Raw genomic sequence first — 20375 nt, 5'->3', positions numbered from 1 at the left:
ACCCTTTTAAACCGAAACGAGATCATGAACATCTATTTGAAATACTCCCTTACGCTGGGCCTCTCGCTGGGCCTGCTGACGGGTTGCGATAAAGGCTTTACGGAGTTGAACACCAATAAGGTAGACCCGACCTATCTGGCTCCTTCGATGGTGCTCAACAAGGCCATTATCAACACCAACTACCTCGACGGGTTCGGTACACTGGGTATGCTGACCTACAACTTCGGGATTGTGCAGCAGATCATTACGCCCTACGGCAGCTCGCTGTCGGGCGCAAACTACGATCAGGTGAACAACAGCAACACGCCCCTGGTCTGGCAGAATTTTTACCGCAACGTGCTCAAGCAACTGGTGGCCGTGCTGGAGCAGACCAAGGCCGATCCGCAGCAGTCGAACACGTATAACGCGGCCCGAATCTGGAAAGCCTATGTCTTTATGATCCTGACCGACACCTACGGCGACATTCCGTATTTCGAAGCGGGTCAGGGCTATACCACGGAGGTCATTACGCCCAAATACGACCCGCAGCAGGCCATCTATAAAGATATCCTGAAGGAACTGGATGAGGCCTCGGCAGCTCTGACGACCGCGCAGACTCCGGTAACTACCGATATCCTGTACGGGGGCGACGTTGCCAAATGGAAAAAGCTGGGGTATTCCTTTATGCTGCGGGCGGGCATGCGCCTGACGAAAGTCGATCCGGCAATGGCCGAAGCCTACGTAAAAAAGGCGGTAGCGGGTGGAGTCCTGCAATCCAACGCCGATAACTCGATTCTCCGGCATACGTCTACGTATAATAACTTTATCGCCAACCACTTAGCGGCCCGGGAGAAAACCAATTTTTACCTCGCGGCCCCCTTTGTGGATTACCTCAAGGCAAACGACGACCCCCGGCTGCCCATTTTTGCCGTGCGTTACGTCGGTGCCAAAGGCGGGCAGGAGCAGGTAGCCGCGCGGGCTTCGTCCGATCCGAAGGTACAGATCGGCATGCCCATGGGCTACAATGACGTGTCCATTACGTCGGTGCTGGCGCAGAACGGCGTAGCCAGTCTGTGGGATTTCTCGCAGGTAAACCTGAACACCGTACTCAAGCTCGACGCACCCGAATTTCACGTGACGTATGCGCAGACGCTGCTGCTGCTGGCCGAAGCCGCCGTGCGCGGCTGGGTGTCCGGCTCGGCGGCTGATTATTACGCAAAAGGTATCCGGGCCAATCTGGAGCAGATGGCTGCGTATGGTTCCCTCATTCCGGAAGCGAGTATCAAGGCTTATCTGGATGCCCACCCGCTGGATACAAGCAAGGCGCTGGAGCAGATCAATACGCAGTACTGGGTGGCCAGCTTCCTCGACGGCAACGAAGCCTTCGCCAATTTCCGGCGCAGCGGCTACCCGGCCCTGAAGAAGAACCCTTATCCCGGCTCGGAAGTGAAGGGCGACTTTATCCGGCGCTTGCCGTATCCAGACAGTGAGATTGTCGTCAATTCGGGCAGCCTGAACGAAGCGATCTCGCGGCAGGGGCCTAACACCCTGGACACCCGCGTCTGGTGGGATAAGAAATAATACGAGTGTTCGGGTCTCCCCGGTTAACCGGGGGGACCCATCCCCCAATCATTTACCTAAATACCTACTTCTTACTCATGAATAAACCTGATCAAAGTCGTCGTGAGACGTTGAAAATGCTGGGCTTCGGCTCTTCGGCCGGAATGCTGGGCCTGTTTGGTGGTATTTCCAATGCCGAGGCCCGCGAACAGCAGGGCACTCCGCAGTATGCAAAAGGCATGGCGCCCGTCAAGATCAAGAGTGTAAAGGCCATCGCTACGGCACCCCAGGGGTCGAACCTGATCGTGGTGAAAGTCGAAACAACCGAGCCGGGGCTCTACGGTCTGGGCTGCGCTACCTTCACGCAACGAGCAGTTGCCGTGGTTACGGCTATCAACGCCTACCTCAATGATTTCTGCGTGGGCAAGGATGTGGACAACATCGAGGATATATGGAATGGCGCGTATGTCAGTTCATACTGGCGAAACGGCCCCGTACTCAACAACGCCCTCAGCGGACTGGACCAGGCGCTCTGGGACATTAAAGGCAAGCGGGCGGGGATGCCGGTTTATCAGTTGCTGGGCGGTAAAGTCCGTTTCGCCATTCCGTGCTATACGCATGCGAATGGAAACACGCCCGAAGCCGTTGCCGAGGACGTGAAGAAATTCATGGAACGTGGGTTCCGGCACATCCGCATTCAGCAGGGCGGGTACGGGGCTGTTGGGGCCACCGCCGACAAACCCGACTTTAAGGCGGCCGGATTTGGGGGCGAAACCGACAATTACATGAACGTGCCGCTCTACCTGAAATCGGTACCGAAGATGTTTGAGGTGGTCCGGAAAGCCTGTGGCGACGAGGTAGAACTGCTTCACGACATCCACGAGCGGGTGCAGCCCATGGAAGCCATCAACATGATTAAGAAACTGGAAGAGTACCGGCCTTTCTTTATCGAAGACCCCTTCTCGCCCGAAAACATGGAGTGGTTCCGACAACTCCGCCAGTCGACTACGGTGCCTATTGCTATGGGTGAGCTATTCAATAACATTAACGAGTTTAAAGAGCCCATGGTGAACCGCCTGTTCGATTTTATCCGGTGCCATGTTTCGCAGATTGGCGGTCTCTCGCCGGCCATGAAAATAGCCCGGCTGGGCGAGTTCTTCAACATTCGCACTGCCTGGCACGGGCCGGGCGACGTTTCGCCGGTGGGGCACGCGGCCCATGCACACGTCGACCTGGCAGTGTGGAACTTCGGTATTCAGGAGGCCGTGCAGTTCTCCGATAAAATGCAGGAGGTCTTCAGCGGTTGCCCAACTATGAATAAGGGCTATATGTCGGTCAACGAAGTGCCGGGATTAGGGGTGGATATCAACGAAAAAGAAGCCGCCAAGTATCCTATCGGTACCAGGTCTAACTGGCAGGTGCGGAAAATGGACGGCACCCTGATCCGGCCCTGAGTAGTACGGGATTGCAGGAGGAATGGCTCTCGGTCTTCGCTCCCTCAGTCCCTATCATCTTCCTTAACCTTCTTCCTTTATGAAATCATCCTCCAAACAATCGGGTATTTCCCGGCGCTCGGCCATACAGTCGGTGCTGGGTCTGGCCGGAGCGAGCACGATGGTGCTGCCCGAATCGTCCTATGCCGCCAATCCCGCTCCCTTTCGGGACTACAGCAAGGTGAAGATTACCAAACTCGAAACCTTCCTGGTCAAACCCCGCTGGATTTTCCTCAAAATTCACACCGACGTAGGCATTGTCGGGCTGGGCGAACCCCTGCTCGAAGGTCGTGCGCTCACGATTCAGACGGCCATTAAGGAGATTGAACCGTATCTGATTGGCAAGGACCCCCGGGCGGTGGTGCACCACTGGCAGGCCATTTATCGCCACGCCTTTTACCGGGGAGGCCCCATCCTGACGAGTGCGCTGAGCGGCATCGACCATGCGCTGTGGGATATTAAGGGCAAGCTGCTGAACGTACCGGTGTATGAACTGCTCGGTGGCCCCACGCGCGACCGGGTGCGGGTTTACGGCCGCGCCAGCAATGCCGAGGACATGAAGAAACGGAAGGCCGAAGGGTTTACGGTGATCAAGACGGGCGTTGCCAAAAAGAACCCGTCCGATTTCGTCGAGAACCCGAAGTTCATCAAATACGCCATTGACAACTTCGCATCACTGCGCGAAGCCGGTGGCGACGACATGGACATTGCCATTGATTTCCACGGCAGCATTCCGCCCCAGACGTCCAAGCTACTTATCAAAGAGCTGGAGCCGTATAAACCGATGTTCGTGGAGGAGCCGGTGCAGGCCCAGAACGTAGACGTGCTGGTCGACATTGCACGGGGAACGCACCTGCCGATAGCCACCGGCGAACGGATTTTTACGAAGTGGGGCTTCCGCGAAATCCTCGAAAAACGGGCCGCCAGCATCGTACAGCCCGACCTCTGCCATGCCGGGGGCATTACCGAAGGGCGCATCATCGCCGGTATGGCCGAGGCTTATTACGTTCCCATTGCCCCCCACAATCCAATGGGGCCGATTTCGCTGGCGGTGGGCCTGAACCTGGCCGCCAGTGTGCCCAACTTCCTTGTGCAGGAGCAGGTCACGCTGGGCGAAGGCTATCTGAAGAACCCCTTTAAGCTGCAGAAAGACGGGACGGTGATGATTCCAAAAGGACCGGGGCTGGGCATCGAGCTGGACGAAGACCAGATGAAGGGAAAAATCGGTCACGACTGGAAGAATCCTGAATCCTATAACGCGCTCGATGGCTCCGTCGTCGACTGGTAAAAGCTCTTAGTCATTGATAGGCAATGGTCGTCATAAGTTGTCATCGACCGCAATCGGGCCCCGACAGCCGACAATGGATGACTAATAACTCTAAAGTGTCAATCCTAAATAAACCCTCTACATGAAAAACTATGTCAAATTCTTTTCCCTGCTTCTGCTGCTTGGCCAGAGTCTGGCCTTTGCGCAGAGCAGCCGGATTACCGGCAAAGTGACCGGTCCCGACAACCAGGGCCTACCCGGCGTAAACGTGCAGGTGAGCGGCACGACGCTCGGTACCGCTACCGATGCGTCGGGTAATTTCTCGCTGAATGCGGGTCGGAATGCGTCGCTGGTGTTTTCCAACATTGGTTACGTCAGTCAGACCGTGCCGGTGGATGGACGTTCGGTTCTTAACGTTCAGTTAGCCGAAGATCAGAAAACCCTCAACGAAGTAGTGGTGGTTGGCTACGGGACCCAGCGCAAAACCGACGTAACGGGCGCTCTGACCTCGATTTCGACCAAGGAGTTTGCCCAGCAGCCAGTTACTCGCCTGGATCAGGTGCTGCAGGGCCGGGCCGCGGGCGTGCAGGTCACGCAAACCAACGGCGCACCCGGTGGCGACGCCCGCATCCGGATTCGGGGCGCCAATTCGGTACTCGGCAACAACGACCCGCTGTATGTGGTCGATGGTTACGTGGGCGCTAACTTCAACTTTGTCAACCCGAGCGACATTGAGACTATCCAGGTCCTGAAAGACGCGGCTTCGACGTCGATTTACGGGAGTCGCGGAGCAAACGGGGTCGTCATCATTACGACCCGGAAAGGCGCAAGGGGGTTGAAAGTCAACTACGAAGGACAGGGCAGCGTCTCGGAGATTATCAAGCGATACGACGTATTACCGGCTGGGGAGTTCGCCGAGATTGTGAATGCCCGCGCGACTGCCACCGGCTCGAATCTGCCGTTTACTGCCGATCAGATTGCCCAGTTCAGGCAAAAAGGCGGTACCGACTGGCAGAGTCTGGTGTTCCGGACCGGCAGCGGACAGCAGCACCAGGTAACGGTGTCAGGTGGGGGCGATAAAACCACCTTCTTGATTTCGGGCAACTACCTGAACCAGAGCGGCATCGTCAATAACAGCGGTTTCAAACGATACATTCTGCGAACCAATCTCAATACGCAGGTTAACGATAAGCTGTCCTTTCGGCTGAACCTGTGGGGAACGCAGTCCCGAAACCACAACACCCTCGACGGGGGCGCTATTACGCAGTCTTTGGCCTGGGCACCCACAACGCCGGCTTACGGCGCTGACGGACAGCCTACTTTTACGGACCCGATTGGCTCCGTCTACCGGAATCCGCTGGACTATCTCTACGATCAGTCTATTGACGCGAACCGGTCGAGCCTGAACGTCAACGGTGGGTTGAATTACAAACTGCCCGTAAAAGGTCTTTCCCTCGATCTGCAGTATGCCGTCAATTACCTGAACGCGCAGAACCTGAACTTTACGGGCCGACGCTTATCGAACAACAACCCGACGGCCAGCCGGTTTTCGGCGGAGCAGCTAACCCTGCAAAACACCAACACGCTGAACTACGACCTGAAGCTGGGCGATCACTCCATTAATGCCGTTGCCGTTCTGGAGACGCAGCAGTTCACCGACCGGAACTTTACGGCCAGCGCTTCCGGGCTCCGTTTCCCGCAACTGGGCTACGACAACATCGGGCCGAATGCAGCCGCGTCGGTGGCGTCAGGGTATCAGAAATGGACGCTGCTGTCGCTGCTGGGCCGGGTTAACTATGGCTATAAAGACAAGTATCTAGTAACGGCGGCCGTCCGGCGCGATGGTTCGTCCAAGTTCAGCGCGGCAAACCGGAATAGTATCTTTCCATCAGTAGCGCTGGGCTGGCGATTGTCGGAGGAAGAGTTTATCAAAAAACTCAACGTATTCAGCAACCTGAAACTGCGGGGTAGCTGGGGCATGACAGGTAGCCAGGCGATCAATCCCTACGCTACGTTGTCGCTGTACAACACCGCTGTTTCGGCCTTCAACAACACGGCGGCTACGGCGGGGGTCATTCTGGGCAATCCCGGCAACACCAATCTGCGCTGGGAAACAACCCGTCAGGTCGACGTGGGTCTGGAAATGGAGTTCCTGAACGGCCGGGTTCGGGTGGAAGCGGATTACTTCAAGAAAAACACGACCGACCTGCTGCTGAACGTAGCCATTCCGAGCTATGCCGGTGGCGGTACGCAAACCCGAAACGTGGGCGAGGTTGAAAACAAAGGGTTTGAGTTCTCCCTCGGCGGGACGCCAATCGACAAAGCCGGATTCCGCTGGGAGACAAACCTGAACTTTTCGACCTTACGGAACCAGGTACTCAGTCTGGGCGGGCTGCCCCGGCTGGGCACGGGCACGGGTGTAGGCGCCGGGATGTCGACCACCAACGAGTTTATGCTCATGCCGGGCGAACCGCTGGGTTCATACTGGGGCCTGAAATACCTGGGCACCTTCAAACCCAACGAAGCCGATCTGGCCGCCAGATTTGGCCGCGTACCGGGCGACCCGCACTACGAAGATCGTAACGGCGACAACACCATCACAACCGACGATTTTCAGATTATTGGCCGGGCTTTCCCGAAAGCAACCGGTGGCTGGAACAATACGTTTACGTACAAAGGATTGACCCTGAACGTGTTCTTCAACGGCGTGTTTGGCGTCGACAAGCTCAACTACACGCGGGCGGCTGCCCTATCGGGTTCGGGCGATGCGCGGCAGTTCATTCTGGCCGAAATCCGGGATTACTACCGGCCCGGCAACGAAACCTCCAACATTCCGGCCTTCACGAAAACCTATCAGCCCTTTACGCAGTCGAGCCGGTTTCTGGAAGACGGCAGCTTCATTCGGTTGAAGAACGTAACCCTGTCGTACTCGGTGCCCACCGGTTTCATCCGCAACAAAGCCAGCATCCGGGTGTTTGCCAGCGCAACCAACCTGCTGACGTTCACGGACTATAAAGGGCCCGATCCGGAGTCGGCGCGGGTAGGCTCAGCCACCGATACGGCCATTGGCATCGATTACGGTTCCTATCCAAACGCCAAAACCTACACGCTGGGTCTGAATCTGGGCTTCTAAACTCCTTAATCATGAAAAAATTACTCTTATATTCATTCATAGCTGTGCTGGGAGCAGGCTGCAAGGGCTACCTGGAAGAAGATACCACCGGCCTGCTCTATGGCCCGAACGTTCTCTCGACCCAGGAAGGTCTGGAGTCGGCGCTGACGGGCGCTTACCGGGGTCTGGGTGCCCAGTGGTCCTATGGTTTTCTGCATCCTTCGGCCAATGCCGCCACCATCGGCGCCGACGACGTAACGACCCACCCGGCCAGTAACAAAGCCGACTGGCGCGAATTCGATCAGTTCAACGTATCGACCACGAATCAGCGGTCTGGTGCGGTCTACAATGGTTGCTACAAAGCTATTCAGGGCGCCAACAACGTCATCAATAATTACCAGAAGACGACCGGTACAAAAGCGACCATCGACATCATTGCGGGCGAAGCACACTTCATCCGGGCGTTCTCGTACTTCTGGCTGACGCGGTTCTACGGCAACATTCCGCTGGTGATGTCGGGGGAATATTCCGACAGTTTGCTGACGATCAAAAAGTCAACGCCCGCCCAGGTGTATGACCTGATTGTTTCGGATCTGAAAAAAGCTGAAACCATGCTGCCCAACACCCGACGCGATCCGGGTCGGCCCAACGCCGGTTCGGCAAAGGCGTATCTCGCCGATGTGTACCTGACCATGGCGGGCTGGCCGCTGAAGCAGACCGACAAGTACGACCTGGCTGCGGCTAAGGCGAAGGAAGTCATTGACAACAGCGCCCGCTACGGCTTTCAGTTGCTGCCGACGTTCGCGGCCGTGTTCGATAACGACCCGGCGGTGGCGATCATTCCGGAGTCGGTGTTCCAGATCAACGGCTTTACGGGCGGCAGCGGTACGGCCAACGCGACCTATGGCAACACCACGATGCCCGGCGAAGAAGGCGGCTGGGACGATATGTTTGCCGAACTCTTTTTCTTCCGGGACTTCCCGGCGGGGCCGCGTAAAGACGCTACGTTCCGCACGGAGTTTGGGCTGGGTGCTACCAAAATCCCCTGGCAGCAGAGCCTGACCAAACACCCGTACTATAAAAAATGGTATATCAAGGGGAATATCGTCACCTCCAGCATTTCGCTGCCTTCAGTCATGATGCGCTACCCGCACGTACTGACCATCTATGCCGAAGCCAAAGCGCGCGGAACGGGCGGCCCCGATCAGGCGGCCTACGACGCCCTGAATCAGGTTCGGTTACGGGGCCGGGCAGCAGGCACGAAAGCGCTGTCGCCCGCCGATGGGCTGACGGCCGCTCAGTTTGCCGACGAAGTGGTGCAGGAGCGAGCCTGGGAATTTGCCTGCGAGCGGACGCGCTGGTTCGACCTGATCCGGCTCGAAAAAGTAGAAGAAGCGAACGCCAGAAAGAGCCCCGAAGATCTACAGCCCATCAAGCCGATCACCAAGGCCAACTACTGGTTCCCGCTGCCCTACATCGATACGTCCATCAACCCCAATCTGAATTAAGCGGAACCGTCGTTCGGGTGCCGGTCTCACGCGGGGCCAGCACCCAAACTTAACGCTTCATTCTTTATCCGGCATGCGCCAAACAGAAGTTGGTCACAACAACGACCGACCGGAATACACGCTCTTAACCGGCTACAACCTTGAAAAAAACACTGCTTGCCCTCAGCGTCGTCTGGGGCCTATGCGGCAGCATCCAGCCCCTGGCCGAATGGCCGCAGGCGGAGCTGTCCAATGGGCTTATTCAGACGATCCTGTATCTGCCTGATGCCCGGCAGGGCTATTACCAAGGCACCCGCTTCGACTGGTCGGGGGCGTTTAAGAGCCTTTCTCACCAAGGGCACAGCTATGTGGACCAGTGGTTTGAGAATTATAACCCCAAAACCCACGACGCCATTAACGGGCCGGTAGAGGAGTTTACGCCCCTGGGCTATGCCGACGCCAAACCCGGCGATCTGTTTGTGAAGATCGGTGTGGGCGCACTTCGGAAAGCGAGTGACAAACCCTATGCCTTTGCCGCGCCCTACGACGTAGCGGATTATGGCCAATGGCGGGTTAAAACGCGGAAAGACCGGGTTGAATTCCGGCACGAACTGGCCGATGCCGGCGGCTATGGCTACGACTACACCAAAACCGTTCGGCTGACCAAAGGCAAGCCCGAACTCGTGCTGGAGCATCGGCTGAAAAACACCGGTCAGAAGCTCATCGAAACCAGCGTATATAACCACAATTTCTTCGTAATTGATAAAGAACCCACCGGTCCTCAGATCGCTGTTCGGTTTCCCTTCGACGTAAAAGCCGAAGGCAAAGGCTTTGGCTCGATCATTCACGCGCGGGGCAGCAGCCTGATGTATTCGGACGAGCTCAAAAAAGGAGAACAGGTGTACAGCGCGGGGCTGAAAGGCTTCGGGCCAACGTCCAGCGACTACGACATCCGGATTGAAAACCTGAAGACCGGCGCAGGGGTGCGGGCCACTTCCGATCAGCCGCTGGAAAAGCTGGTGTTCTGGGCCTGCTCAACCACCTCCTGCCCGGAGCCGTATATCCACCTGCGGGCCGAGCCCGGCCAGGAAGTGAAGTGGACGATTACCTATACGTTTTACCAGAACCCCACTCCATGAAACGAGTTTATCTTCTTCTGCTCGCGTGTGCCCTCCTGCCGAACTTCGGCATGCGGCTTACCCCTGAGCTGAATCCCGGCGACGATGATCCGAATAATGAGGACTGGGCGACGTATGGCGGCAACCCGGCGGGGAATCGCTATTCGCCCCTGACCCAGATCAACACCCAGACGGTCAAAGACCTGCAATTAGCCTGGTCGTTCGATACGGGCGAGAACAACAATCCCGCCGAACGGGGCATGGACATTCAGTGCCAGCCGATTGTGGTGAAGGGCGTCCTTTACGGTACGACCCCCCGCATGAAACTGTTCGCCGTAGATGCAGCCACCGGAAAGCAGCGCTGGAAATTCGACCCCTTCGCCGATCCGCAGAAGAGGCCCCGCTTCCATCCGCTCCGGGGGGTGGTGTACTGGGAAGACGGGGATGACAAGCGCATCCTGTATTCGGTCGGTTCGTCGCTTTACGCCATCAATGCGCAGACCGGCGAGCCAATTTCCAGCTTCGGCAAAAACGGCGAAGTCGATCTGCACGAAGGGCTGGGCGACAAAGAAACCCTTGGCCACGACGTAGCGAACCTGTCCATTCGGATGACTACGCCCGGGGTTATCTATAAAGATCTACTGATTACGGGCTCCAGTGTTTCGGAAGGGGGCGACGCCCCGCCGGGGTATATCCGGGCGTTCAACGTGCGCACCGGCAAGCTGGCCTGGGTGTTTCACACCTTTCCGCTGCCGGGCGAGTATGGCTACGAAACCTGGTCGAAAGACGCATATAAAAAACTCGGCGGAGCTAACTGCTGGGCGGGCATGGTTATCGACGAAAAGCGGGGCGTGGTCTATGCCGGAACCGGCTCGCCTTCGGTTGATTTTTATGGGGGCGCGCGTGAAGGCCAGAACCTGTTTGCCAACTGCGTAATCGCGCTGAACGCCACCACCGGCAAGCGCATCTGGCATTTTCAGACCGTTCACCACGACCTCTGGGACCGCGATCTGCCCTGTCCGCCCAACCTGATGACCGTCCGGCACAATGGCCGGCTGGTGGAGGCCGTAGCGCAGGCGACCAAAGATGGGTACGTGTTTGTGTTCGATCGGGATACGGGTAAGCCGCTCTTTCCGGTGAAGGAAGTGCCCGTACCGACCGCACCCGCGCTGCCGGGCGAACACCCCTGGCCGACGCAGCCCGTACCGAGCAAACCGGCTCCGTTTGCCCTGCAGGAACTGAGCGAAGCGACCATCACCAACCGCACGCCCGAAGCGCGGGCCTATGTGCTGGAGCGCTACCGGAACAGTCAGCAGGGCGGCAAGTATGTTCTGCCCAATGAGGAAGGGTCGCTGGTGTTCGGCTTTGGTGGAGGAGCCGAGTGGGGCGGAACCGCAGCCGATCCGTCGGGGGTTTTTTACGTAAATGCCAACAATATGCTCTGGTGGCTGAAGATGCGCGACAGCCGGGTGCAAAGTAAAGGCGTAGCCCAGACGCGGGGCTCGTATCTGTTCAACACCAACTGTTCGGTCTGCCATGGCATCAGCGGGAAAGACAAGCCCGAAACAAAAACCGCACAGGCGTACCCCGACCTGACCGACGTGGGCAAGCGACTGGATAAAGCGCAGATTCATAGCCTGCTGGCCAGCGGGCGGGGCCGGATGCCGTCGTTCCAGCACATTGCCAAAGAAGACCGCGAAGCTATTGTTGACTTCCTGCTCCATCTGGACACCAAGCCCCAGCCGGTGGCGTCGGCATCGGTAGATATTCACAATTCGACGGTAACGACCCGGACGCCCGAAGGTGCCGATTTCCCGTACCAGCCGCCCTACCTGAACAATGGTAACACGCAGTTCCGCGATCAGGACAATTACCCGGCCATCAAACCACCGTGGGGAACGCTGAACGCCATCAACCTGAACACGGGTGAATACGTCTGGCAGGTGCCCTTGGGCGAGTACCCGGAGCTGGCTGCCAAAGGTCTGCGGAACACCGGTACGGAAAACCATGGCGGCCCGATCGTAACGGCGGGCGGACTACTCTTCATTGCCGCGACCTACGACGAGAAGCTACGCGCGTTTGACCGGAAAACCGGTAAGGTCATATGGGAATCTAAGCTGCCAGCGGGGGGCTTTGCCACGCCCATTACGTATCAGGTAAACGGTCGGCAGTACATCGCCCTGGCTGCCGGAGGAACCCGCTACGGGCTGAAGCCGGGTGGGTCATATGTCGCCTTTGCGCTGCCCGAATCGGCGTTACGTAAATAAAAAGCTGCTATTCAACTGTATCAACAGACGTTCAATGACGAATTATTTATTGTGCTGTGACTGGGGGACTTCGCTGTTTCGATTACAGTTGCTCAAGCTTTCGGATTATCAGTGCGTCGGGGAGGTGTTTTCGCCCGAAGGCATTGCCGATACGTTCGACGCCTGGCAGAAAACCGGCGAAACGAAGGGCATTGCCAAAAAACACTTTTTCCGGCAGCAGCTAAAGCGGCAGATCGACGTCCTGGCCCGGAAGTTATCTATCAGCTTAGCCAATATTCCCGTCGTTATTTCGGGTATGGCATCGTCTTCCATCGGTATGGACGAGGTGCCCTATGCAACGCTGCCCTTTGCCGTCAATGGCAGCCAGTCGAGCGTCCGACACTTCGAGCCGCAGCCCGACTTCCCGCACGAGATCATGCTGATTTCCGGCGTGCGCAGCGAAAAGGACGTCATGCGGGGCGAAGAAACGCAGCTCATCGGGCTGGTGACCCTGTTTGGCTTGTCGGGCGACGGAAACCGGGAGGCCATTTTCATCTTTCCGGGTACTCACTCCAAGCATATTTATATGCAGGAGGGACGGCTGATCAGCTTCTCGACCTACATGACCGGGGAGCTGTTTGCGCTGATGGCGAGCCATAGTATCCTGAAAGACTCCGTGGATCGGACGCACCTGACCGATTTTTCGGAGGGTAACGTTCGGGCGTTCCGGCTGGGGGTACATCAGTCGGTTTCGACGGGTATCCTGAATGGCCTGTTCACGATTCGAACGAATCAGCTATTCGGCAAATTCACCAAAACCGAGAATGCGTTCTTCCTGAGCGGATTGCTCATCGGCTCCGAGCTGAACCATCTGCTGGCCGAAGAACGCTGGCCCCTGGTCCTGTGCAGCGGCAGCCGGTTAGCCGCTTTCTATAAACTGGCCATTGACGAACTGAAGCTGTCGGCCCGGACCACCTTCGTACCGGCCGAACTGATTGATAAAGCCGCCGGTGTGGGGCAGGTCATCCTGTTTCAGAACCAGGCCCTAAAAGTAACTGCCCGATGAACCAGCACGCATTCTCCTGGAACCTGTTCGCCAGAGCGCCTATCGTTGGCATTGTCCGGAACCTGTCCGTTGCCGATGTCCGGCAAATCCTGCCCGTGTACCGCGATGCCGGGCTGACGACCATTGAAATTACGATGAATACACCCGGTGCCGAAGACCTGATCCGGTACGCGCGGATGCACGTTGCCGATGGAATGAACATCGGTGCCGGTACGGTCTGCACCCCCGATGATCTGGAGCGCGCGCTGGCGGCCGGAGCGCAGTTCATCGTTACGCCGATCATCGACGAGAAGGTCATCCACACCTGCCTGCAGCGGAACGTTCCCATCTTTCCCGGCGCCTTTACGCCCTCCGAAGTGTTCAAAGTCTGGTCGCTGGGCGCGCCAATGGTGAAGGTGTTTCCGACCACGACTCTCGGCCCCGACTACATCCGAGATCTGAAGGGTCCCCTGAACCAGATCCGGCTCCTGCCTACCGGCGGGGTGAGTCTGGATACTATGGCGCATTTTTTCAAAGCGGGTGCCGATGGCGTAGGGGTAGGCAGCCATCTGTTCGACAGGAACCTGATCCGCGCTAAAGACTGGACTGGCCTGTACGCCCATTTCCGGGATTTCCTGAGCCGCCTGCCCAACCTAAACCCGTAAGCGACCGACCCTAACCGATCTCCTATGATTACTCCTCAACCTCCCAAGCCCGCGACCCGCACGAACGTAAGCGGTTACCGATGGGGCATCGTCGTGCTGTTGTTTACGGCGACAACCATCAACTACCTCGACCGCCAGATCATCGGCCTGCTGAAACCCATCCTCGAAATTGAATTCCGCTGGACGGAAACCGATTTTGCCCGGATCGTGATGGCCTTTACGGCGGCCTATGCCGTGGGTCTGCTGGTCTTTGGCTGGTTCATTGATAAGGTCGGCACGAAACTGGGCTATTCGATCACCATTATCTGGTGGAGCGTGGCCGGGATGCTGCACGCTCTGGCCCGGAGCGCGTTTGGCTTCGGCGTAGCGAGGGTTGGGCTGGGTCTGGGCGAAGCGGGGAACTATCCGGCGGCTGTCAAGACAGTGGCTGAGTGGTTTCCGCAGAAGGAGCGGGCGCTGGCAACGGGTCTCTTCAACGCCGGAACGAGCATTGGCGTGGTCGTGGCGTTGCTGGTCGTGCCCTGGATTCTGAATCATTACGGCTGGCAGGAAGTGTTCTGGATTACCGGCGCGATCGGTTTCATCTGGTTAGTTTTCTGGCTGATTTTCTATGATGTTCCGGCCCGGCAGAAACGCCTGAGCCGCGAGGAATACGAGTATATCATCAGCGGACAGGAGTCGAAAACCGAAGAAACTGAGTCCGTGAAGTGGGTGAAGCTCTTTACGTTGCCGCAGACCTGGGCGCTCATTACGGGCAAGGGACTGATTGACCCGATTTACTGGTTTTTCCTGTTCTGGCTGCCGTCCTATTTCTCCTCTACGTTTCAGCTCGATCTGAAAAAGCCGAGCCTCGAACTGATGCTGATTTACACGGCGACTACGGTGGGCAGCATCGGCGGAGGGTATCTGTCGTCCTGGCTGATTAAGCGGGGCTGGCCAACGCTCAAAGCGCGGAAAACAGTGCTCATTGCCTTCGCGGGCCTGGAGCTGTCAATCATTCTGGCGCAGTTCGCGACCGATGTCTGGGTGGCAGTGGGCTTGATTAGTCTGGCGGTGGCCGTACACCAGGCCTGGGCAACGAACGTGTTTACGTTAGCATCCGACCTGTTTCCCAAAAAGGCCGTCAGCTCCGCCGTGGGGATTGCGGGTATGGCCGGAGCCGTCGGGGGGATTCTGTTCCCGATTCTGGTGGGGAGCCTGCTTGATAGCTACAAAGCCGCCGGGAATCTGTCGGGGGGCTATAACGTGCTGTTCACCGTCTGCGGCTGTACGTATCTGGTTGCCTGGACAATTATCCACCTGCTGACCCGTAAGCCCAAAATCGTAACGATGGATCAGCTAACGTAACGCCTGAATAGACCAACCGGGATGGTACAATATAATCGAGGCCAGCGTGTTGCTGGCCTCGTTGTTTGTGATCTGGATTAAAACGGTTCGTCGGCGCTGGGGCCGTAGCTGCCGGGAATGGGAATATCCAGCAGGCGCAGGTCTACACCCAGTTGCGCCCGGTGGTGAACAATCTGGCTGTAACTCATTCGGACCACCTCGCCTTTGGTCGTATGGCTGTAAATCTCGTCGCCATTACGTAGCGTCCACATGGGTTCGAGCTGCTCGTCGGTAGCCTGGCTGAGGGCAGTTTTTGCCTCGTTCAGCGATTGCTCCTGCAAAGCGAGCAGGTCGGCTGTATTGTGGATGGGGGTTGGCTCGTAGGGAGCAGTAGCAAAGTCGAGGCCGTCGGTGTTCAGGGCCAGGGCAACCCAGCTCGGCAGCTCGGCAATGTGGGTCGCCAGTTGCCGGATAGTCATGCTTTTCGGGTGCGGCTGCCAGTCGAGTTTATCGTCCGGAATCCGTTCGAGCATTCGGCGGGTGGTGTTGGCTTCCTGCTCCATTTCCTTCGTCAGCATCTCAATCATGGACATAAATCAATTGCGTTTGGTTGATGAGACAAAGTAAAGCCGGAGGGGTGACAGCCCTATGTCAGTAGGTTTTGCCGACTGCAAAAAAGATATTCTGCCGGTTTGAGAGGGCTGAAAATTTATTGCGGAAAGCCGGGGCTGGCCTTGATTTCTTCGATCTGTTTGCGGTGCCGCTCGGCATGGGAAGCCAGCAGGAGAACCGCCTGAAAAGCATCTAAAGTGCCGAGCGCCGGGTGCTCGAAAAAGTGCAGGCGCAGATCGGCCTGCTCAGTCTCTACGTAACGGATGGCGGCCTGACGCTGCTCATCAAAGACCTGCAGGGCCCCGGCGGCATCGCCATAGCGGCCTGTTGGAACAAAGGGCGTTGGCGCGGCCATGGTAACAACCCGGCTGCGTACTGCCTTGATCACGTCAACATCCGATACCCGAATCTGGCTGCGCCTGTCGGCATCGGCGGGAGCATTCATGCTGGCCTGCACCGCCCGGAAAATGCCTTTCTCCACCAGCGCAATATGTTCTACGCACTCGGCGATGGACCAGCGATCGGGGAGGGGTTTGAACGTAAGCTGCTCCGCCGACAGCCCCACCAGCGACTGGTGCAGGTTGGCCTGCGTCGTTTTGAGCGCGTCAATTGCGTAGAGACGTTCAGACTCGGTGACGGGACCCGTTACGGGGCCGGGCTGTAAATTCTGCATAGCGTATGGCATTGGGTTAGAACGGGCGAAAATACGGCATTACGTCCCAACTGCGGATGCCTGTTGCGCCCAGCCGGAAAATTAAGGCTTGTGCCCCTGTACAATCCCGTTCCGGCGAACGACGTACCCAGTGCCGACAAAGCCGCCCGAAATCTGAACTTCATACACAATGTTTTCACCAGCCTCCTGCACGGTAAACGAATGCGTGGATAAGGAAGTCGTGATATTCCGCCGGCTGGAAACCTCAACGCCGTCATATTTAACGACTTCATTGCCATTCCAGGCACTTCCAAAAATTTCTATAGTATGCCCATTCACCTGTAACGATTCTGTCATTATGGGGCTTTGTTGGCTTCGGTTAATACATACAGTGATAATGAAAAGGAAACTACTCGGAGAAATAAATATATTTATAACCTCAATTCCTACTCATTTGACGGCGATATCCCTTGGAATATGCCTTATAATGTATATATTTATAAAGGAGTCTACTGCGTTTTCTTTTGCATTGGTACATAAGAATGCGAAAGCGCTTCTATAAATTCTTTACTGTACCATTCTCCACTTCCCCTTTCAAAATGTTCTCTTAATAATGGGCTATTGTTGTAAAGATTTTTCATATAACCGTCCCAGCCTTTACGAATATCATCAGGTAGGTTTGGTAGCTGTAAGTATATGTGCTCGCAAAAATCTGCAACTAATTCCGTCACTGCTCTAATAACAATATCATTTTTATGGCGAGTATCAGGAGTGAGATCGTCATAAAAGAACGCCCGTAAAGCCGGTTTTTCGATAAATAGCCGCGTAATAGAATCTTGATGAGTGTACAAATAGCTATGCGTTTGGCCTCGAGTCGATTTGTCAACCTGCTTAATTTGACGATTTATTAGTATAAAGCCTGCAAGTGTTACAAGTACGGATGCTATACTTGTAATAGCTTGAATATAATCTGGGCTCATATGAAGTTAATCGATTAGTTGAAAAAAAAATTAGAAATTATTTAAAATTAATCCTAAGTAAGTTAATAACTAGGCTAATCAACTTGCTTTGGATATATACTTCCAAACTTTTAGTACAATAGTGTTTAATGCCATATTTCTAAAGGATTATAGTTATTCAATTAGCTGTTACAACTATGTTTTTTACACAAAATTTTAGTTGATATATTTATAACTAATATACCAAGGTTTTAGGGATATTGCATAATTATCAACTTAAGTCAAGAAATAAGTGATATACCGAATTAGATTGGCCATTTACATCGTAATTTGTTCGACCCACTTTAAAATGAGCTCCATATGAATAAGAATCTGACAGATCTTCAAAAGTTCCTGTTAATGGAAACTTACATTTAGCCATTACAGCCGCTTCTTGATACTTAAGCCATATATTAGAAAAATCAGAGTTGTCGACATATACAACTATGTAATTACTCTCCAAACCATTAGTGTCATAGTTGAAAATTTTTTCTATATGTGAATGTATCTTATTTCTATCTAAATAAGTAAGGTTTAAACCTTCAAAAATACTAATAGTAAGTCCATTCTTGTTCTCAATTTTAATATCTATTTCTCCTTGAGATTTTTTAGACGGGGATTTTCCCCATTTTGTTTGGTCTTTAGCGGTTATTCCTTTATTATTTAGTACATTTGCTATAAAGCCGTTTCTGCTATCTTCATTCGCAAATATGCTTTTTTGCATACCTTGCAATTGTGAACATGCAATAATTATATTGTCAAGTATCCTATCATTTGTTCTGAATCTATCGTACCCCTTAAGCAAGGAATTAACATTAACTTCGTCTGTACTGTTTTGGCAAGTAATTGTCTTCTTGCCTTTTCTAATAAATTTCTTTAAAACATCATAAGGGTAAAAATAAGGATTTGGATTAGGTGAACATTCATCACAAATACAAGGTACCATCTCGGAATAATCATTTTCTTTACTCAGCTTAAGAGATGAGAATATCTCATTAAATTCTTTTCTAATTATCCCAAGAACTATATCGTTGTCTTCGCCTTGAACAAATATTTTTATTTTTTTATCTAGTAGGTCATTGATTACTAAAGCTGATGAATCATCAAATTTGTAGACTAAACCATTTTTCCAAAATGAACCCTTTTCTATATTGATATAATTTCTGCAAATAAATCTTGGAATTAATCCTGCAGGCATAAACTTAAACTCGTATTCAAATTTCAGATCTGGTTTAATGTACTTGGGCCTAAAATCATAATCACTTTGCGCTTGTAATAATTCAGGAATAATGTAGTCGTAAGACCCTAGTAAATTAAAGCACATTTCAAAACGTTCCATTAATTTAACTAGCTCTATATGTATTTTATTAGGATATTGGTTTATATCCCAAATAGTACTGAGCTGATTTAAAGAAAAGCGACCGTAGTTCTCTTGTATTATTCTGTTATCAATTAGGCTGTAGAAAGCATTTGTTGCCCATTCTGGGTTTAATATCACTATATTTCTTAAGATAGGATCATTTTGAAAATGTAATATATCACCTAAATCATGAAAGTAATCGCTCAAAAAGTTAGCTCTATTTGGTAAAATATTATAGGTATTACATATAGCTAAATATTCTTCATATGTTATAAAATTTGTTTCTAAATGTGAAAGCCGTTTCCGAATATCAACCCAAACCTTTGGTAATCTTTCTCCAAAATGAGGTAATGAAGTAAATGTTTTTATAATACTATTTTTTAACTCGTAGATGCCATTGCCGGTTAAACAACTGGTTTCATGAAAAGCTTTTATGTTAGGAAATTTTTTTGTTAATATACTTTTATCTATATGTTTGACTCTTACATCTGATTTATTCATTACTATTATAACTGGGCTACTCTCACTTAAAACATTAATAGTATTAAACCAGTATTCGAAACCTCTATACTCTTCTTCTTTCCTTGCATCCCAAACAAATACATAAATTGATCGCTTTGTTAGGAAAAATTGATGAGTAGAATAATATATTTCTTGACCGCCAAAGTCCCAGATATTTAGCTTTGCACTAATTTTATATAAACCATTGTTATTGCTTTCTTCTTCGTATTCCCATCTATTCTCATCCTGGTAATAATCAGAACAATCTATATCATCCTCATATTTATAAGGAGATATAAAATGATAATGAATCGCTTCTTCTGTTGTTAAAGGTATATTTATATCCCATTCTTTAATAATAATACCGTGAGTTGTTAGCTCATCTCCTACAACCAATCTGAAATAATTATCAATTAATTTCTTCATTAGTGAAGTTTTTCCTACTTCACCTTGTCCTACAAATATTAACTTAGCTTCTAACAGACTGTCTGTGTATTTTGAGATTTGTAATTCATCAAAAAAGGCTTCAATTGCTGAGATTCCTTCTTTTATAATACTCTCAGGTATACCATTTAACGCTGGATTGTCAGTTAAGTCAATATCCTCAAGAGAATTTAGGTCTAAATTGAAAATATCACTAGGTATTTTAGAAAGATTGTTTCGCGATAAATCTAGGTATTTTAGCTGTAGCGGGCATGGGAATTCAAAGCCTATACCACTAATATGATTAAATATATTATTACTAAGATTTAAATAATTAAGGTTTAATAATTGATTTATTTCTTTTGGTAAAATTGTTAAGCTATTATGGCTTAAATCAAGTTCAACCAAATTTGTTAACTCAGATATCTCAGATGGTACATCTCTTAGGTTTAAAGAGCTTAAGTCTAAAGAATAGGATTTTGCTTCTACAGCTTGATGAATACGTGTTAAAGCAATATTATAACTCATAGC

At 52.8% G+C, this 20375-nt stretch carries 15 protein-coding genes; 10 read left to right on the top strand and 5 right to left on the bottom strand.

Going from position 1 to position 20375, the window contains the following annotated elements:
* The first annotated feature begins 24 nt into the window (after window positions 1–24).
* From HNV11_RS16645 to HNV11_RS16600, 10 genes are all read left to right on the top strand, one after another.
* Window positions 25–1560: a SusD/RagB family nutrient-binding outer membrane lipoprotein gene (locus HNV11_RS16645; RefSeq protein WP_171740735.1), complete on the top strand. Its 1536-nt coding sequence runs from the start codon at window positions 25–27 to the stop codon at window positions 1558–1560.
* Between the two features lie 77 nt (window positions 1561–1637).
* Window positions 1638–2993 carry an enolase C-terminal domain-like protein gene (locus HNV11_RS16640; RefSeq protein ID WP_171740734.1) on the top strand — a complete coding sequence of 452 codons (1356 nt, stop codon included), beginning with the start codon at window positions 1638–1640 and terminating at the stop codon, window positions 2991–2993.
* A gap of 79 nt (window positions 2994–3072) precedes the next feature.
* Window positions 3073–4320, top strand: a complete 1248-nt coding sequence (gene dgoD / locus HNV11_RS16635; RefSeq protein ID WP_171740733.1) for a galactonate dehydratase — start codon at window positions 3073–3075, stop codon at window positions 4318–4320.
* Between the two features lie 121 nt (window positions 4321–4441).
* The gene (locus HNV11_RS16630) at window positions 4442–7432 is read left to right on the top strand and encodes a SusC/RagA family TonB-linked outer membrane protein (RefSeq protein WP_171740732.1); all 2991 of its coding nucleotides are present in this window, start codon (window positions 4442–4444) and stop codon (window positions 7430–7432) included.
* Between the two features lie 11 nt (window positions 7433–7443).
* Entirely contained in the window at window positions 7444–8919 is a 1476-nt protein-coding gene (locus HNV11_RS16625) for a RagB/SusD family nutrient uptake outer membrane protein (protein ID WP_171740731.1), read from the top strand.
* Between the two features lie 140 nt (window positions 8920–9059).
* On the top strand, window positions 9060–10037 hold the full coding sequence (locus HNV11_RS16620) for a hypothetical protein (RefSeq protein ID WP_171740730.1): 978 nt from the start codon (window positions 9060–9062) through the stop codon (window positions 10035–10037).
* A gap of 50 nt (window positions 10038–10087) precedes the next feature.
* Window positions 10088–12283, top strand: coding sequence for a pyrroloquinoline quinone-dependent dehydrogenase (locus HNV11_RS16615; protein WP_240163979.1), 2196 nt, complete (start codon window positions 10088–10090; stop codon window positions 12281–12283).
* A gap of 34 nt (window positions 12284–12317) precedes the next feature.
* Window positions 12318–13328: a 2-dehydro-3-deoxygalactonokinase gene (locus tag HNV11_RS16610; RefSeq protein WP_171740728.1), complete on the top strand. Its 1011-nt coding sequence runs from the start codon at window positions 12318–12320 to the stop codon at window positions 13326–13328.
* A complete protein-coding gene (locus HNV11_RS16605; protein ID WP_171740727.1) occupies window positions 13325–13972 on the top strand; it encodes a bifunctional 4-hydroxy-2-oxoglutarate aldolase/2-dehydro-3-deoxy-phosphogluconate aldolase in 648 nt (215 codons plus the stop codon). The genes HNV11_RS16610 and HNV11_RS16605 overlap by 4 nt, the downstream gene beginning before the upstream one ends.
* Window positions 13973–13996: 24 nt before the next feature.
* Window positions 13997–15319 (top strand): MFS transporter, encoded by a 1323-nt coding sequence (locus HNV11_RS16600; RefSeq protein WP_171740726.1) that lies wholly within the window; start codon window positions 13997–13999, stop codon window positions 15317–15319.
* Window positions 15320–15396: 77 nt separating this feature from the next.
* Here the strand turns inward: HNV11_RS16600 and HNV11_RS16595 are convergent, their stop codons facing one another.
* The 5 genes from HNV11_RS16595 to HNV11_RS16575 all read right to left on the bottom strand — a co-directional run bounded on the left by HNV11_RS16595 (window position 15397) and on the right by HNV11_RS16575 (window position 20372).
* Entirely contained in the window at window positions 15397–15891 is a 495-nt protein-coding gene (locus HNV11_RS16595) for a DinB family protein (RefSeq protein WP_171740725.1), read from the bottom strand.
* 116 nt (window positions 15892–16007) lie between these two features.
* The gene (locus HNV11_RS16590; protein WP_171740724.1) at window positions 16008–16583 is read right to left on the bottom strand and encodes a DinB family protein; all 576 of its coding nucleotides are present in this window, start codon (window positions 16581–16583) and stop codon (window positions 16008–16010) included.
* Between the two features lie 81 nt (window positions 16584–16664).
* Window positions 16665–16919: a hypothetical protein gene (locus tag HNV11_RS16585; protein WP_171740723.1), complete on the bottom strand. Its 255-nt coding sequence runs from the start codon at window positions 16917–16919 to the stop codon at window positions 16665–16667.
* Between the two features lie 152 nt (window positions 16920–17071).
* Entirely contained in the window at window positions 17072–17542 is a 471-nt protein-coding gene (locus HNV11_RS16580) for a hypothetical protein (protein WP_171740722.1), read from the bottom strand.
* 250 nt (window positions 17543–17792) lie between these two features.
* Window positions 17793–20372: a COR domain-containing protein gene (locus tag HNV11_RS16575; RefSeq protein ID WP_171740721.1), complete on the bottom strand. Its 2580-nt coding sequence runs from the start codon at window positions 20370–20372 to the stop codon at window positions 17793–17795.
* Window positions 20373–20375 lie beyond the last annotated feature (3 nt).

Source organism: Spirosoma taeanense, assembly GCF_013127955.1.
GTDB classification, from domain to species: domain Bacteria; phylum Bacteroidota; class Bacteroidia; order Cytophagales; family Spirosomataceae; genus Spirosoma; species Spirosoma taeanense.
The sequence above is the reverse complement of the archived record's forward strand: the minus strand, read 5'-3'. Positions and strand labels throughout refer to the sequence as shown.

Bases quoted from the DNA above. Each gene is read 5' to 3' on its own strand.
- HNV11_RS16645 (WP_171740735.1), top strand. From the start codon at position 25: ATGAACATCTATTTGAAATACTCCCTTACGCTGGGCCTCTCGCTGGGC.
- HNV11_RS16640 (WP_171740734.1), top strand. From the start codon at position 1,638: ATGAATAAACCTGATCAAAGTCGTCGTGAGACGTTGAAAATGCTGGGC.
- dgoD (WP_171740733.1), top strand. From the start codon at position 3,073: ATGAAATCATCCTCCAAACAATCGGGTATTTCCCGGCGCTCGGCCATA.
- HNV11_RS16630 (WP_171740732.1), top strand. From the start codon at position 4,442: ATGAAAAACTATGTCAAATTCTTTTCCCTGCTTCTGCTGCTTGGCCAG.
- HNV11_RS16625 (WP_171740731.1), top strand. From the start codon at position 7,444: ATGAAAAAATTACTCTTATATTCATTCATAGCTGTGCTGGGAGCAGGC.
- HNV11_RS16615 (WP_240163979.1), top strand. From the start codon at position 10,088: ATGCGGCTTACCCCTGAGCTGAATCCCGGCGACGATGATCCGAATAAT.
- HNV11_RS16610 (WP_171740728.1), top strand. From the start codon at position 12,318: ATGACGAATTATTTATTGTGCTGTGACTGGGGGACTTCGCTGTTTCGA.
- HNV11_RS16605 (WP_171740727.1), top strand. From the start codon at position 13,325: ATGAACCAGCACGCATTCTCCTGGAACCTGTTCGCCAGAGCGCCTATC.
- HNV11_RS16600 (WP_171740726.1), top strand. From the start codon at position 13,997: ATGATTACTCCTCAACCTCCCAAGCCCGCGACCCGCACGAACGTAAGC.
- HNV11_RS16595 (WP_171740725.1), bottom strand. From the start codon at position 15,891: ATGTCCATGATTGAGATGCTGACGAAGGAAATGGAGCAGGAAGCCAAC.
- HNV11_RS16590 (WP_171740724.1), bottom strand. From the start codon at position 16,583: ATGCAGAATTTACAGCCCGGCCCCGTAACGGGTCCCGTCACCGAGTCT.
- HNV11_RS16585 (WP_171740723.1), bottom strand. From the start codon at position 16,919: ATGACAGAATCGTTACAGGTGAATGGGCATACTATAGAAATTTTTGGA.
- HNV11_RS16580 (WP_171740722.1), bottom strand. From the start codon at position 17,542: ATGAGCCCAGATTATATTCAAGCTATTACAAGTATAGCATCCGTACTT.
- HNV11_RS16575 (WP_171740721.1), bottom strand. From the start codon at position 20,372: ATGAGTTATAATATTGCTTTAACACGTATTCATCAAGCTGTAGAAGCA.